General features: G+C 62.2%; 10 protein-coding genes and 2 pseudogenes. 4 read left to right on the forward strand and 8 right to left on the reverse strand.

Annotation, left to right across the window (positions count from 1 at the left end):
* Positions 1-72 precede the first annotated feature (72 nt).
* The 3 genes from HG549_RS15540 to HG549_RS15550 all read right to left on the reverse strand — a co-directional run bounded on the left by HG549_RS15540 (position 73) and on the right by HG549_RS15550 (position 4,182).
* On the reverse strand, positions 73-1,647 hold the full coding sequence (locus HG549_RS15540) for an aldehyde dehydrogenase (NADP(+)) (protein WP_170030388.1): 1,575 nt from the start codon (positions 1,645-1,647) through the stop codon (positions 73-75).
* Positions 1,648-1,856: 209 nt separating this feature from the next.
* A complete protein-coding gene (araD1, locus tag HG549_RS15545; RefSeq protein WP_170030389.1) occupies positions 1,857-2,846 on the reverse strand; it encodes an AraD1 family protein in 990 nt (329 codons plus the stop codon).
* Between the two features lie 28 nt (positions 2,847-2,874).
* On the reverse strand, positions 2,875-4,182 hold the full coding sequence (locus HG549_RS15550) for an MFS transporter (protein WP_170030390.1): 1,308 nt from the start codon (positions 4,180-4,182) through the stop codon (positions 2,875-2,877).
* A gap of 181 nt (positions 4,183-4,363) precedes the next feature.
* Between HG549_RS15550 and HG549_RS15555 the strand changes: the two genes are divergently transcribed.
* Positions 4,364-6,097: an IlvD/Edd family dehydratase gene (locus tag HG549_RS15555; RefSeq protein WP_170030391.1), complete on the forward strand. Its 1,734-nt coding sequence runs from the start codon at positions 4,364-4,366 to the stop codon at positions 6,095-6,097.
* Positions 6,098-7,195: 1,098 nt separating this feature from the next.
* Positions 7,196-7,918 carry a FadR/GntR family transcriptional regulator gene (locus HG549_RS15560; RefSeq protein ID WP_170030392.1) on the forward strand — a complete coding sequence of 241 codons (723 nt, stop codon included), beginning with the start codon at positions 7,196-7,198 and terminating at the stop codon, positions 7,916-7,918.
* A 48-nt stretch (positions 7,919-7,966) separates the two neighbouring features.
* On the opposite strand, the gene HG549_RS15565 is transcribed toward HG549_RS15560, so the two are convergent.
* Entirely contained in the window at positions 7,967-8,629 is a 663-nt protein-coding gene (locus tag HG549_RS15565) for an HD domain-containing protein (RefSeq protein ID WP_170030393.1), read from the reverse strand.
* Positions 8,630-8,995: 366 nt separating this feature from the next.
* Between HG549_RS15565 and HG549_RS15570 the strand changes: the two genes are divergently transcribed.
* Positions 8,996-9,238, forward strand: coding sequence for a hypothetical protein (locus tag HG549_RS15570; protein ID WP_170030394.1), 243 nt, complete (start codon positions 8,996-8,998; stop codon positions 9,236-9,238).
* Between the two features lie 85 nt (positions 9,239-9,323).
* A complete protein-coding gene (locus tag HG549_RS15575; protein ID WP_170030395.1) occupies positions 9,324-9,587 on the forward strand; it encodes a DUF3077 domain-containing protein in 264 nt (87 codons plus the stop codon).
* Positions 9,588-9,684: 97 nt separating this feature from the next.
* Here HG549_RS15575 and glsB read toward each other — a convergent pair whose 3' ends face one another.
* From glsB to HG549_RS26360, 4 genes and pseudogenes are all read right to left on the reverse strand, one after another.
* A complete protein-coding gene (gene glsB, locus HG549_RS15580; protein ID WP_170030396.1) occupies positions 9,685-10,593 on the reverse strand; it encodes a glutaminase B in 909 nt (302 codons plus the stop codon).
* Positions 10,594-10,807: 214 nt separating this feature from the next.
* On the reverse strand, positions 10,808-11,602 hold the full coding sequence (locus HG549_RS15585; RefSeq protein ID WP_170030397.1) for an NYN domain-containing protein: 795 nt from the start codon (positions 11,600-11,602) through the stop codon (positions 10,808-10,810).
* 57 nt (positions 11,603-11,659) lie between these two features.
* Positions 11,660-12,021, reverse strand: a pseudogene (locus HG549_RS15590) (DDE-type integrase/transposase/recombinase); the annotation flags it as partial.
* A 2,042-nt stretch (positions 12,022-14,063) separates the two neighbouring features.
* Positions 14,064-14,132, reverse strand: a pseudogene (locus tag HG549_RS26360) (hypothetical protein); the annotation flags it as partial.
* Between the last annotated feature and the right edge of the window lie 1,028 nt (positions 14,133-15,160).

A 15,160-nucleotide genomic window follows, 5' to 3' on the forward strand; every position in this document is an offset into this window, starting at 1 on the left:
GGCCCGCTTGGCGGATGGCTCGGGAAAGCCCGCCAGGCCGAGCCTGGCGGGGGCAAGCTGATGGGGCTGGGGTCAGGCCAGCGCCTCGCGGCTGTGCTGGCCATCGACCAGGCGCTGCAGGCCCAGCGGGTTGGCGTTTTTCAGGGCGTCGGGCAGCAGCGCATCGGGGTAGTCCTGGTAGCACACCGGGCGCAGGAAGCGGTCGATGGCCAAGGTGCCGACCGAGGTGCCACGCGCATCGGACGTGGCCGGGTACGGCCCGCCATGCACCATCGCATCGCACACTTCCACGCCGGTCGGGTAGCCGTTGACCAACAGTCGCCCGGCCTTGCGCTGCAGCACCGGCACCAGCGCGGCGAAGCGCTGGAGGTCTTGCGGCTCGGCAATCAGGGTGGCGGTCAGCTGCCCATGCAGGGCTTGCACGGCGCGGCGCAGTTCGGCTTCGTCGGCAACGGCGACGGCCACCGTGGCCGGGCCGAACACCTCTTCCTGGAGCAAGGCGTCACCGTTCAGCAGCAGGCTCACGTCGGCCTGGAACAGCTGTGCCTGGGCCTGCTCACCCGCCTGTTCGGCGCCGGCCAGATGGCGCACGCCCGGGTGCTGGTGCAAGCGTTGCACGCCTTGGGTATAGCTGCGCAGGGTGCCGGCATTGAGCATGGTCTGCCCGGGCTGGTCGGCCAGTTGCGCGCCAAGCGCGGTGAGGAAGCTGCTGAACGCTTCGCCAGCGATACCCAGCACCAGCCCGGGGTTGGTGCAGAACTGCCCGCAGCCCAGCACCACCGAGCCGGCCAGTTCCTTGGCCACCTGCTCGCCCCGGGCCTGCAGGGCCGCCGGCAATACCAGCACCGGGTTGATGCTGCTCATTTCGGCGAACACCGGGATCGGCTGCGGGCGTGCCGCCGCCAGCTCGCACAGGGCTCGGCCGCCTTTGAGCGAGCCGGTGAAGCCCACCGCCTGGATCGCCGGGTGGCGCACCAGCGCTTCGCCGACACCGGCACCGTAGATCATGTTGAACACACCGGCAGGCATGCCGGTGGCGAGCACGGCGCGCTCGATCGCCTCGGCCACCTGCTCGGCGGTGGCCATGTGCCCGCTGTGCGCCTTGACCACCACCGGGCAGCCGGCGGCCAGCGCTGCGGCGGTGTCACCGCCAGCGGTAGAGAAGGCCAGCGGGAAGTTGCTGGCGCCGAACACCGCCACCGGGCCGACACCGGTGCGGTACTGGCGCAGGTCCGGGCGTGGCAGCGGCTGGCGCTGTGGCTGGGCGCGGTCGATGCGCGCGCCGAGGAAGTCGCCACGGCGAAGCACCGTGGCGAACAGGCGCATCTGGTTGCTGGTGCGCGCCCGTTCGCCCTGGATGCGCCCGGGCGGCAGCGCGGTTTCGCGGCACACAGTGGCGATGAAGGTGTCGTCCAGCGCATCCAGCTGGTCGGCAATGGCATCGAGGAAGTGCGCACGGCGCTGCGGCGCCATGGCGTTGTATTCAGCAAACGCCGCTTCGGCTGCCTGCGCGGCGGCGTCCACTTCTTCAGGTGTAGCCTGGGCAAAGGCCAGCGGCAAGGCTTCGCCGGTACGCGCATCGAGGCTGTGCAGGCGCACGCTGCCGGCGGCGCTGCGCTGGCCGCCAATGAAGTTGCTTCCGGTCATGGTTGACTCCTGTAATGAGGAAAGAAGATTCAAAGGTTCATGTCAGCCATGGAGTGCACATGCCCCGCCACGTCAGCAGAACCCCTGTGGGAGCGGCTTCAGCCGCGAACACCGGCGCAGCCGGTGCCATGCACCGCGCCGGGCCCTTCGCGGCTAAAGCCGCTCCCACAGGTATGCGGGCGAACCTGACACACTGCTCGCCTGACTGCTCAAAGGCTTTTCACCACCCCGGGGCGGACCTGTCCGGGTGCGGCCGCAATACCGTTGCGCAGCGGCTGGCCAAAGGCGTCGAGGCTGACCTCGAAGGTATCGCCCGGGCGTGCCTGGATACCGTCGGCGAACGACAGCGTGGCGGTGCCGAAGTAATGCACGTGGATATCGCCAGGGCGCAGGAACTGGGCGTACTTGAAGTGGTGGTATTCCAGGTTCTCGAAGCTGTGGCACATGTTCTGCTCGCCCGACAGGAACGGCTTGCGCCACAGCTCCTTGCCGTCACGCAGGATGCGGCTGGTGCCTTCCAGGTGGGCCGGCAGCGCGCCCAGCCGCAGCTCGGGGCCGAAGCTGCAGGCGCGCAGCTTGGAGTGGGCCAGGTACAGGTAGTTGCGCCGCTCCATCACATGGTCGGAAAACTCGTTGCCCAGCGCATAACCGAGGCGATACGGGGTGCCGTCGGCAGCAATCAGGTACAGCCCGACCAGCTCCGGCTCCTCGCCGGCATCCTCGGCAAACGCCGGCAGCGGCAGGTCGGCGCCCGGGCGCACGACGATGCCGCCGTCGCCCTTGTAGAACCACTCCGGCTGCGCGCCCTCCTCGCCTGCCGGCGGTCGACCGCCGTCCAGGCCCCACTGGAACATGCGCATGCTGTCGGTCACGGTGCCTTCGGCCTGCTGCTGGTGCATCTTGTCGCGGGTGGCGGCGCTGCCCAGGTGGGTCAGCCCGGTGCCGGTGACCAGGCAGTGCGCCGGGTCCGGATGGTCCAGCGGTGGCAATACCCGGCCTTCGGCCAGCAGGGCCAGGTAGTCGTGGCGCTCGCCCAGGCCGGCGGCCTGCACTTCGGCGGCCAGGTCACGGCCGGCGGCAATGGCTTGCAAGGCCAGCTCACGGGTGCTGCCGGCGCCACGTACTTCCAGGGCGTACTCGCCTTCCACCACGCCCACCCGGCGCGCGCCGGTGGCGGTTTCGAATTGAATCAATCGCATGCTTGTGCTCGCTTTTCGGTTGCGAAAATTAGCGGGGGGCCGGGGCTACCCGCGTGGAAGCCAGGCGCTGGCGGCGTTCGAGGCGGTTGTAGACCACCCCGGTCAGCAGCAAGCCGAACAGCATCACCACGGCCAGGAAATACAGGCCCGACGACAGCTGCCCGGTGTGCTCCTTGAGCGCGCCGATGCCGAACGGGCCGAGGTAGCCGCCAAGGTTGCCGATGGAGTTGATCAGCGCGATGCCGGCAGCGGCACTGGCTCCGGAGAAGAACCGCCCCGGCAAGGTCCAGAAGATGGCCGTGCAGGAGAACAGCGCGAAGGCCACCAGGCACAGCGCCGCCAGCTGCAGGCCGGGCACGCTCAGCCAGGCACTGAGGAACAGGCCGAGCGCCCCCAGGGCGTACAGCAGGCCGAGGTGGCCGTAGCGGTCATTCAGGCGGTCGGAACTGCGCGGCACGATCAGCAGGCCGATGATGCCGAACAGGTACGGCACCGCCGAAACGAAGCCGGTGACCAGGTCGCTGCCGCCAAACTGGTGGATCAGCGTCGGCAGCCACAGGCCCAGGCCGTAGATGCTCAGGGTGACCGGCAGGTAGAACAGCGCCAGCAACAGCACGCGGCCGTCCTTCAGGGCATGCAGGGGGTTGCCGTGGCGGGTCTGGCCGAACTCGCGCAGGTCGTTGGCCAGCTGCTCCTGCAGCCAACTGCGTTGCTCGTCGCTGAGCCAGCGCACCTTGGCCGGGCCGTCCGGCAGCAGGCGCAGGGTTGGCCAGGCCAGCAGCACCGCCGGGGTGCCGATGCAGATGAACAGCCATTGCCAGCCATGCAGGCCGTAGCTGCCATCGAGCCCCAGCAGCGCGCCGGAAAGCGGCCCGGTAATCAGCATCGCCAGCGGCTGGGAAAGGATGAAGAAGCCGAGGATCTTGCCGCGATGGCGCACCGGGTACCACTGGGTGATGTAGTACAGCACCCCCGGGAAGAAGCCCGCCTCGGCCGCCCCCAGCAGAAAGCGCATCAGGTAGAAGCCGTTGGGCCCGCTGACGAACGCCATGCCGACGGTGATCGCGCCCCAGGTGACCAGGATGCGGGCGAACCAGCGGCGCGCGCCGAAGCGGTCGAGCAACAGGTTGCTGGGCACCTCGAAGAGGAAATAACCGATGAAGAACAGCCCGGCGCCCAGGCCATAGGCCGCGTCACCCAGGCCGATGTCGGCGCCCATGTGCAGCTTGGCAAAGCCCACCGCAGAACGGTCGACATAGGCCACCAGGTACAGCAGGACCAGAAAAGGGATGAGTTTCAGTGTGATCAGGCGGACGAGCCGCTGCTCCTGAATCATGGCGATGTCTCCGATTGTTCTTGTAATGGGCAGAGCACCTGGTCGGGCTTTTTGGCAGGCCATCGACCGGAAAATCGATCTTATAGTATTACTATTTAAAACAACAAGCCTTCACATAGCGCATTTTTGTCGATACAGTCAGCTGCACAACGACAAATAGTAATACTAATTAGGTGTCCCCATGTCTGATCACAAACGCCCGCTGCGCTCCGCCCAATGGTTCGGTACCGCTGACAAGAACGGTTTCATGTACCGCAGCTGGATGAAGAACCAGGGCATCCCGGATCACGAGTTCCAGGGCAAGCCGATCATCGGCATCTGCAACACCTGGTCGGAGCTGACCCCGTGCAACGCGCACTTCCGCAAGATTGCCGAGCACGTCAAGAAAGGCGTGCTGGAAGCGGGCGGCTTCCCGGTGGAGTTCCCGGTGTTTTCCAGCGGCGAATCCAACCTGCGCCCCACCGCCATGCTCACCCGCAACCTGGCCAGCATGGATGTGGAAGAAGCGATCCGCGGCAACCCGGTGGATGCCGTGGTGCTGCTGACGGGCTGTGACAAGACCACCCCGGCGCTGCTGATGGGGGCGGCGAGCTGCGACGTGCCGGCGATCGTGGTCACCGGCGGGCCGATGCTCAACGGCAAGCACAAAGGCAAGGACATTGGCGCCGGCACCATCGTCTGGCAGATGCACGAGGCCTACAAAGCCGGGCAGATCGACCTCAACGAATTCCTCTCAGCCGAAGCCGGCATGTCGCGCTCGGCGGGTACCTGCAACACCATGGGCACCGCCTCGACCATGGCCTGCATGGCCGAGGCGCTGGGCACCTCGCTGCCGCACAACGCCGCCATTCCGGCGGTGGATGCACGCCGCTACGTGCTCGCCCACCTGTCGGGCATGCGCATTGTCGACATGGTGCGCGAAGACCTGCGCCTGTCGAAGCTGCTCACCCGCGAAGCGTTCGAAAACGCCATCCGCGTCAACGCCGCCATCGGTGGCTCGACCAACGCAGTGATCCACCTCAAGGCCATCGCCGGGCGCATCGGCGTGGACCTGCAACTGGAAGACTGGACCCGCATCGGCCGCGGCACGCCGACCCTGGTCGACCTGCAGCCTTCGGGGCGCTTTTTGATGGAAGAGTTCTACTATGCCGGTGGCCTGCCCGCGGTCATCCGCCGACTGGGCGAACACGGCCTGCTGCCCAACCCCGGCGCGCTGACCGCCAACGGCAAGAGCCTGTGGGACAACTGCCAGGCTGCGCCGCTGTATGACGAAGAGGTCATCCGCCCGATCGACAAGCCGCTGGTGGCAGATGGCGGCATCTGCATCCTGCGCGGCAACCTGGCGCCCAAGGGAGCCGTGCTCAAGCCGTCGGCGGCCACCCCGGCGCTGATGCAGCACCGCGGCCGGGCGGTGGTGTTCGAGAACTTCGAGGACTACAAGGCCCGCATCAACGACCCCGAGCTGGAGGTGGACGCCAATTCGGTGCTGGTGATGAAGCACTGCGGGCCAAAGGGCTACCCGGGCATGGCCGAGGTCGGCAACATGGGCCTGCCGGCCAAGCTGCTGGCCCAGGGCGTGACCGACATGGTGCGCATTTCCGACGCGCGCATGAGCGGCACGGCGTATGGCACCGTGGTGCTGCATGTGGCGCCGGAGGCTGCGGCGGGTGGGCCACTGGCGGCCGTGCGTGAAGGTGACTGGATCGAACTGGATTGCAAGGAAGGCCGTCTGCACCTGGACATTTCCGACCAGGAACTGGCCGGCCGCCTGGCCGACCTGCAAGCCCCGCCGCAGCTGATCAGCGGTGGCTACGCCAGGCTGTACCTGGACCACGTTATGCAGGCCGACGAAGGTTGCGACTTCGACTTCCTGGTCGGTTGCCGCGGCGCGGCGGTGCCCAAGCACTCGCACTGAGGCCTGAGGTCATTTGGGGCTGCTGCGCAGTCCCAAATCGCTTGACTGACTGGCATCAGGTGCCCGCGAACACCGGCACAGCCGGTGCCATCCTCCGCGCCGCCTGCTTCGCGGGCATGCCCGCTCCCACAGGTACTGCGCTGGCTTCGCGTTGACGCTACACCTGTGGGAGCGGCCGCGGCCGCGAACACCGGCAAAGCCGGTGCCATCCTCCGCGTCGCCTGCTTCGCGGGCACGCCCGCTCCCACAGGTACTGCGCTGGCTTCGCGTTGCCGCTACACCTGTGGAAGCGGCCGCGGCCGCGAACACCGGCACAGCCGGTGCCATCCTCCGCGCCGCCTGCTTCGCGGGCATGCCCGCTCCCACAGGTACTGCGCTGGCTTCGCGTTGACACTACACCTGTGGGAGCGGCCGCGGCCGCGAACACCGGCGCAGCCGGTGCCATCCTCCGCGCCGCCTGCTTCGCGGGCATGCCCGCTCCCACAGGTACTGCGCTGGCTTTACGTTGACGCCACACCTGTGGGAGCGGCCGCGGCCGTGAACACCGGCAAAGCCGGTGCCATCCTTCGCGCCGCCTGCTTCGCGGGCATGCCCGCTCCCACAGGTACTGCGCTGGCTTCGCGTTGCCGCTACACCTGTGGGAGCGGCCGTGGCCGCGAACACCGGCAAAGCCGGTGCCATCCTCCGCGTCGCCTGCTTCGCGAGCATGCCCGCTCCCACAGGTACTGCGCTGGCTTCGCGTTGACGCTACACCTGTGGGAGCGGCCGCGGCCGCGAACACCGGCAAAGCCGGTGCCATCCTCCGCGCCGCCTGCTTCTCGGGCACGCCCGCTCCCACAGGTACTGCGCTGGCTTTACGTTGACGCCACACCTGTGGGAGCGGCCGCGGCCGCGAACACCGGCAAAGCCGGTGCCATCCTCCGCTCCGCCTGCTTCGCGGGCATGCCCGCTCCCACAGGTACTGCGCTGGCTTCGCGTTGACGCTATACCTGTGGGAGCCGCCGTGGCCGCGAACACCGGCAAAGCCGGTGCCATGCACCGCGTTGACGCGCTAATGCTATGATGCTGCCCCCGCCCGAAGGATCGCCCCCGCCGCACATGAACTACCGCCAGCCCACCACGCGCAAGAGCATGCACGCCACCCTGGTCCAGGACCTTGGCGTACAGATCGTATCCGGCCAACTCGCACCCGGGCAGAAGCTGCCCTCCGAGGCCAGCCTGTGCGAAACCTACGCGATCAGCCGGCCGGTATTCCGCGAGGCCATGCGCGCCCTCACCGCCAAGGGCCTGATCGAAGCCCGCCCGCGTACAGGCACCCTAGTGCGGCCCCGGCACGACTGGCACATGCTCGACCCCGATGTGCTGCACTGGCTGATGCAGGCCACGCCGCAGCAGGAATTCTTCAACATGCTGTCCAGCGTGCGCTGGGTTATCGAGCCCGCCGCCGCCGCGCTGGCCGCCACCAACGCCAGCGCCGAGGACGTCGCTTCGATCGCCGAGGCCTACCAGCGCATGGAAGCCGCACGCAACCATGAAGAGCGCCTGCAACCCGACCTGGACTTCCACGCCCGCATCGCCGACGCCACCCACAACGACCTGCTGGCCTACCTGTGCAACATGCTGTCGATGGCGCTGCGCGAGTCGGTGCGCTATTCCAACCAACGGGCGAATTTCGACGAACTCGCCCTGCCCCGGCACAAGGCAATCCTCACCGCCATCCAGAACGGCGACGCGCTGGGCGCGCGGCATGCTTCACTGGTGCAACTGGAGGATGCCCGCGTGGCCCTGGCCAAGGTGCTGGGCCAGGACCCGGCTAGCTGAGGCGGCGCTTGAACGGGGGCGTAGACGTTTAGCCAGGTTCCACTGGCGTCAGCCAACGCCGTTAGCCCCGACCTCCTCCATGAAATCCGCAAGATAGGCTTCCAGCCGCGCATGCCGTTCGGCAGCCAGGCGCGCCCCTTCGGGGGTCTTGAAGCCCGATGCGAGCTTGAGCAGCTTGGTATAAAAGTGCTCGATGGCGTAGGCCGTATCCTGATACCCCCGCCCCTGCGCAGCGGGATTCTCGAAATCGTACAGCGCCGAGCCCATCCGCCCGGAAACGTAGAAACAGCGGGCAATACCCACCGCACCGATGGCGTCCAGGCGATCACTGTCCTGCAGAATTCGGGCTTCGAGGCTCGCTGGCTCGAAACCTGCGGAATAGCTGTGCGTTTTGATCGCATGGGCTACTCGCTCGACACGCGGCAACGGCCAGCCAAGCGCGGTGAGGATGGCGGTGGCTTTTTCGGCCGACAAGCTCGACGCCTGCTTGCGCAAAGGTGAGTTCTTTTCGACCGGCACACAGTCATGCAGTACCGTCGCGGCCAACAGTACTTCCAGGTCGCCGCCCTGTGCCCGCTGGATTCGCTGCGCGTTTACCCATACGCGGTGGATGTGGGCGAGGTCGTGGGAGCCATCGTGGTGGTCTGGTGGGAGATGTTTCAGCAGTTGAGCGGCGAGGTGTTGAAAAGGGGCGAAAGCTTCGCTGGTCATCGCTGGTGCGTTCCATTTCGGTTGAATGCGCTGCAGCAAGCGCTACAAGCTGTGAAGGATAACGTGCGAAAAATCAGAAACAGGCACTTCCATGTAGGCCGTTTCCCAAAGATACTCCCTGCGCCTGTTTTTCGTTGCACAGGGGCAACGTGGATTTTAGTCTCGGCTGGTCGCTGCAAATTCAGCGACCGGTTTTGACAGACTGCTGACGTTGTCCTCATGTGCACGCTTTCATGGCGGCTGTACGTGCGGGCACCTCTGGTGCGCCGAGTGCCAACGTCTCGGTCTGTCAACCCGCGTACAGCTGCCACCCTCTTGTTTGACAGCAAGGACGAGGCAGCTCCATCTACTACGTTGGAGTCCATCATGCTCAAGATCGTCCCCGATCCGCCCCACACCCACCAATCCCTTGAAGACACCCTGATCCAGGCAACGGACTACGCATTGTGCGCATCGACTGTCGTACATCAGGCAATGCTGCTGCATCCCAAGTCATCGGCGTCAATTCTCATGATGGCCTCGATGCATGAGTTGGAGACGCTGCGAGCCCTGCTTGAGCAAGCGCTGATCCAGGTGCAAATGCCTTCTGAGCCACGGACCTTGCACTAAGGCCTTAACGATGTGTCGCCTGGGCTGCCTTATTGCCGGCGATAGGGCCAGCGCAGGCACTAAAGATTTTCGGGGAGATTGAACAATGCCCACTGAAGAAACCAAATGCACCGTCGGCCAGACCACCTTCTACCAAGGTGCAAACCAGACCCATCCCCTCTTCCGCATCGAAGCCGGCATCCCCTGCCAGAGCGCCCGCGAACAGGCCTCGGAATTGATGGGCTACGCTCGGGACCTGACCCTGGACGGCTTGATGGAAAACAAGCCTCAGCTGATATGGGCCTCGCACTACCTGAGCGCGTTAGCCAAGGCGCTGATGGATGATGCCGAGCTGGGCATGATGCGCTGAACATCACTCACTGAATTGCCTTCAAGATCTGGAGCGAAACACAGACTTGAAGGCAATTCGCAAGCCCTGCCACATGGCTAGTCAGCAATGCTGCTGATCAGAACACCGACCATCCGATCCGCGAACTCAACAGCTCAAGCGCCGCCATCCCGGCCAGAGAGTTGCCCGCAGCGTTCAGCTCAGGTGACCACACGCACACAGTGAACTGCCCCGGCACGATCGCCACGATGCCACCGCCCACACCACTCTTGCCCGGCAGCCCCACACGGTAGGCGAAATTGCCCGCCTCGTCATACAGCCCGCTGGTGGCCATGATCGAGTTCACCTGCTGGGTCTGGCGCGGGGTGAGAATTTGCGAGCCGCTGTGCTTGCAGAAACCATCGTTAGCCAGGAAACAGAACGCCCGGGCCAAGTCGAGGCAGTTCATTTGCAGCGCGCAGTAGCTGAAATAGCTCCGCAGTACCGTTTCGACTTCGTTATGGAAGTTGCCGAACGACTGCATCAGGTACGCCATGGCCGCGTTACGCGCGCGGAATTGGTACTCCGAATCGGCGACACGCGCATCGATCGTGATATGCGGGTTGCCCGACAGCCGCCGCACGAAATCGCGCATCGACAAGGTAGGTGCTGCAAAACGCGACTGGTTGATATCGCAGATCACCAACGCACCCGCGTTGATGAACGGATTGCGCGGGCGCCCGCGTTCGAACTCCAGCTGCACCAGCGAGTTGAACGGCTGGCCGGAGGGCTCATGGCCAAGCCGCTCCCAAATGGCCTCGCCCGAGTGGCCAATGGCCTGAACCAGGCTGAACACCTTGGAAATACTCTGCACCGAAAACGGCACTAGGGCGTCGCCTGCGCAGTGATAACTGCCATCGTTGCCGTAGACGGCGATGCCCAACTGGTTCGCCGGCACGTCGGCCAGCGCAGGGATGTAGTCAGCCACTTTGCCCTTGCCGATCAAGGGACGTACTTCTTCGAGAATCTCGTTCAACAGCGTTTGCATGGAGGGCCCTGTATCAATCCCCAGACGACGGCTTAGGGGTAGTGTTCTTGACGAAGGTCAAGCGGGAGAAATCACACATTCGACAAGAAATGGCCGAGACTACCATGGTGGGCTGCGGCCACGGGGCCAGCAGGATCAGCCAGCCCTGTGCCTCCAGGTGGCACTGGGCAAGTCTTCGGCGGATACAACGCAAACGGCTCGATGCAGGTCGCACCTAGCGGGCGGTTTTGTGGCGAACGTAAAGCGCACTCGCACCACCTGAAAGGTGCCGTGCCTGCAGCTCGAACGCATGTGGATGCCCCTTGATCAAATCGCTCAGCTTCTTGAAACCATGGGTGCGCGGATCGAACTCCGGTCGGAGCTTTGTTATGTTTGCGCCCAGCATCCCCAAGCTCGCCCAGCCCTCCTCGTCAGCAAGGTCGTCCAGAATCTTGTTGATGAAGCCAACCGGGACTTTCGGCTTTTTGCGAGCAACTACGTCTTTGTTCGGCTTGCCGGCGCCGGAAGCGGCGTCAGCGTCACCTGCCACTTGCTCGCAAACAGGCGGCAACACCTCCTCGCGCAACAGCTCGGTGTAGACAAACTTGTCGCAGGCGGCCACGAATGGCTTCGGCGTCTTCTCTTCACCAAACCCATAAACGGTCAGGCCTTCCTCACGCAGGCGCGAAGCTAGGCGGGTGAAGTCGCTGTCGCTCGAAACCAGGCAGAAACCATCGAAACGTCGGGTGTAGAGCAGGTCCATCGCATCGATGATCAACGAGCTGTCGGTTGCGTTCTTGCCTTTTGTGTAGGCGAATTGCTGGATGGGCTGGATGGAGTAGTCGAGGAGGACCTTTTTCCAGCCACCTAGTTGGGGGCCGGTCCAGTCTCCATAGATACGCTTGACGCTGGCCACGCCGTATTTGGCAATCTCTTCGAACAAACCTTCAACGATGGCGGCTGGGGCGTTGTCGGCGTCAATCAGTACAGCTAGGTGTTTTTGGGTATGATTCGCGCTGTGAGTGGCCATGGTCTGTCCTTAAAAAAACCATAACTTGAACGGCTGCAGAAATCCGCCCCTTTTAATCCAATCCGATCGGCTTACGGGACTTCCAAAGCCGGCAAATACTGACATCAGTATGGCGTCGATGGCCAATTCGCTGGTCATCCTGGGCTTCATTGACCAACCGATGACTTGGCAAGAGAACAGATCCAGTACTACCGCCAGGCACAGTCACCCTTCATAGGTGCGAACGTAGGTGATATCGGTCATCCAGACATTATTCGGCTCACTGACCTTGAACTGCCGGGACCGGTGGTAGAGAGATGGCACTGTTGTCTTTCCGCCGTGAAACCCAGGACGACGGCGATATCCATTTGCGAACACAGCCCCTCTGTGTGCATCAAGCGACCGACACGATTTCACCTACAGATTTCTCCTAGCTCTTGAGTTCTCTGGCATAACGCTGACGACTTATGGCGCCTCCTTTTGGGCCTCCTTAAAAGGCTTGGAGGTGTCCACGAAGCCAAGAGCGATTTCATACCAACGGATAAAAATCAGGCCCCCAACGTCTTGTAGCATCCAAATCTAGAGGTCCTGGGTCGGCCATTGCAGGCAGTATTTCACATCAAGTTATTTAGCATATATGGCTACGGCCGCGTTCACATAGCCTTCCCATGCAGGTAAAGCCTCCAGCGCGACTCGGATCTTCTTGCGGCGGGTGATCAAGTGCTTCTCTGCGCTTAGAAATGGCTGAAGATCCATCGACGCTCGGCGGTCAGCCCACTGCGACAACAAAGCTTTCGCAGCGTCAATTAGTGCCATGTGTTTCGGATTGCTAGGGACATAAGTAGGAATCCGATTGAAGGCTAGCTTGTGGATATGGCGCTCCCCGAATGATCCACGCGGCTGGTGAGCCTGGATCACATCGATGACTGCGGGACTGTTGATCAGGGCGGTGATATAGATTGCCTCATCCTCGCTCCCCACCCTGCCCCAATAAAGTGTTTGGTCGATCACAGTCTTCTTGCATGGAATCTGGTCGCCGCGCACATATGCGGCACAAGGCAGTTTGCCGCCAGCGGAAGCGAACACCAGCCATTCATCACTACTCCAGCCTTGGCTGGTCAATTTTTTTCGGTCCGTCTCTACCCGAGTGAAGAACTGCATCTCAGTTTCCGATACTGCAGCAAGTGAGGCATCGATAGCTTCCTTAGTGGCTGCGCCAAGCGCCGCAATTGCTGGACCTGTCCGGGACTCCCACCCGCTCGCGCCATATTTGAACGGCAATAGGCCTTTGGATCCTGCGGCCAATTCGTAGGGCGCCAAATGCTTAGAAAGCAATACATCGAACATGACTTGGTCACTGACACCATTCGCCGTTAGCTTGAAGTTCTTGAGAACTTTGCCTTCAGAGCGAAGAAAGTAAAGACCTGAGCCGGCTGGGATCGGCCTTAAATTCCATCCTGTGCCACTCTTCGTCGCGGCATGGAATACGACTCCCCGGGGCATCACGTCCGCCCCCTGACGGAATAGCCGCCCAACGGAAATGTCTGTAGCGACCATTGCCGCAGTAGCGGCCGGAGGTTTTGTTGACCACGCAGTCTTGCCGCCAGAACTGACAACATGGTAAGTCGAAGGCACTTCCACCAATCTGCCAATAGTCCGTCCTACAAAGGAGTTGATTGGCTTCGCCGGAAGAACCTTTCTCCCAAGCAAGACAATTGCTTCGTTTTTAAAGGTTTGCGATTCGATTTTCCAAATTTCTTGTGGTGAAAATGGGACGGACCGCGACGCAGATAAATACCCACCTCTTCTAAATGGCTCATGGTGAGAGCCATTCAAAACGGTATTTGGAAGAACACAGGCAACTATGGCTCCCGATGCCAAGTAACGATCAATCGCATGGAGCAGAAATATAGTGGCTATTTCGACATGGAGGTGTGACGCCCCCGGAGCTTTGATTCCGTATGTGGCAGCTTTGGATTTCAGCGCATCTCGGTAGGGATTGCTGCCGATCTTGCTGAGGGCAAGCCACGGTGGATTCGTTACCATACCGTTAAAGCGCCCGGCAACTAGCGCAGGCCGAAAGCTGTTTCTTAGCACGAACGCCCAAATTCCATTGCGGCCTGCTCGTTGCAGTTTTTCGAGTGCACTCAGCAGGGCAGAGCTAAATTGAATTACAGCCATCCTCTCTTCCGCGGTAAGCGTTGCACCGCTTTCAGCAACGACTGCATCTACCATAAAGGTGATGTCGTCACCGGTTAATACTGTTTGCGGATAGCTGGCGCTGCTCATCGCCATTGCGTAGCCACGCGACAGCAACGCATCGAAGAGTGATTGACTACCTGACTTGATTAGAAACTGGGGTAAATCTACCTGCTCGGTGTCCAAGAGCAACTCCCTATGCTCTTCGCCCGCTGTGCCGAAAACTTTCGTGACAGGGGTGTTCGCGAAGAGCGAGTCTGCATGGTAAACAGGGATCTGTACTTCATGGCCCGCGACCAACCATTTCTTGCTTGCTAATACCCAACCAACTTTCGCAAGCATCACCGCCAGGGGATCGATATCGAAAGCAGTGATCGAACTCGAGAGCTCGTTCAACGCTACTGCATCACCGGGAGAGCGTCCGGCAGCCAGCAATCGCGTTTGAGCGCACTTAACCGTTTCGACAACCATCGCACCCGAACCGCAGCACATATCTAAAAAACGGGGCTGCTCGTCTACCGGAAGCATGGACATCGCGACGCCTACCAGCTTTGCTGCGAGCCATGACGGAGTCCACTCCTGGCCCAAGAGGATACGTTGCGACCGAGCCGCCAACTGCGCCATTAAAGCTCCAAACAGGTCTTCAGCGGGAGAAGTTTCGAAGTCGTAGGCGCGAATGTCGTCCTGGATTTCTCGAGCCACCTTAACCAAATCATGGACATAGGGGCTGTCATTGAGCCAGCCAAAGTAGTCGTACTCAACGAGATTGGGTAGTCCTCTCGCCTTGAAGAATGCTCCATCAAGAATGGCTCTTAACTCGGCATCCTCGCTGACAAGACCGCTTTCAGTCAGGACATTTGCGCAAATGAGCTTAGCAAGGGTGAGAATGTAGAGCTCGCCAACATAAGACTCCATGTCAAATTTCCCAGCTGCTGACTCGCCTCCGAGATAGGAAACGAAATCTGCCCAAAGCTTCGTGATCAGTTTCGCGTAGGTCGGATCTGCCGCAAACGCAGCTTCAGCGAGCTTCTTGATGGGATCGAGATGCGAGCTGCAGAAAGAACTGCCAAAGCCCAAGTCGGCCGATAGCATATCGGCCGCCAGTGTCCGACCTCCTTCGCGTCCTAAATATTTGGTTAGAAACTCTCCTAGCCGCTTGCTGTCAGCTTCGCTTGCTGCTGACAAGTCGCAAGAATCCAACTCCGTAAGCCCAATGTGTTCAGGGCCATAGCTAGTTGCGCCAGAAACAGTAGAGAGTTCCTTGACATTGGAGACACAGAACGCGTGCCACCGCACAGTATCGGACAGCACACCCAACAGCAAGTCGGCGCGAGCGCCAGCATTCAACTGGGCTGCGCAGTACTGTTTGACTTGGTGCAT

This window comes from Pseudomonas sp. SK, assembly GCF_012975065.1.
Taxonomy (GTDB): Bacteria; Pseudomonadota; Gammaproteobacteria; order Pseudomonadales; family Pseudomonadaceae; genus Aquipseudomonas; species Aquipseudomonas anuradhapurensis.

Coding starts and splice junctions, on each gene's coding strand:
- HG549_RS15560 (WP_170030392.1), top strand. CDS start 7,196: ATGAACTACCGCCAGCCCACCACGCGCAAGAGCATGCACGCCACCCTG.
- HG549_RS15575 (WP_170030395.1), top strand. CDS start 9,324: ATGCCCACTGAAGAAACCAAATGCACCGTCGGCCAGACCACCTTCTAC.
- HG549_RS15565 (WP_170030393.1), bottom strand. CDS start 8,629: ATGACCAGCGAAGCTTTCGCCCCTTTTCAACACCTCGCCGCTCAACTG.
- HG549_RS15555 (WP_170030391.1), top strand. CDS start 4,364: ATGTCTGATCACAAACGCCCGCTGCGCTCCGCCCAATGGTTCGGTACC.
- HG549_RS15585 (WP_170030397.1), bottom strand. CDS start 11,602: ATGGCCACTCACAGCGCGAATCATACCCAAAAACACCTAGCTGTACTG.
- HG549_RS15550 (WP_170030390.1), bottom strand. CDS start 4,182: ATGATTCAGGAGCAGCGGCTCGTCCGCCTGATCACACTGAAACTCATC.
- glsB (WP_170030396.1), bottom strand. CDS start 10,593: ATGCAAACGCTGTTGAACGAGATTCTCGAAGAAGTACGTCCCTTGATC.
- HG549_RS15570 (WP_170030394.1), top strand. CDS start 8,996: ATGCTCAAGATCGTCCCCGATCCGCCCCACACCCACCAATCCCTTGAA.
- araD1 (WP_170030389.1), bottom strand. CDS start 2,846: ATGCGATTGATTCAATTCGAAACCGCCACCGGCGCGCGCCGGGTGGGC.
- HG549_RS15540 (WP_170030388.1), bottom strand. CDS start 1,647: ATGACCGGAAGCAACTTCATTGGCGGCCAGCGCAGCGCCGCCGGCAGC.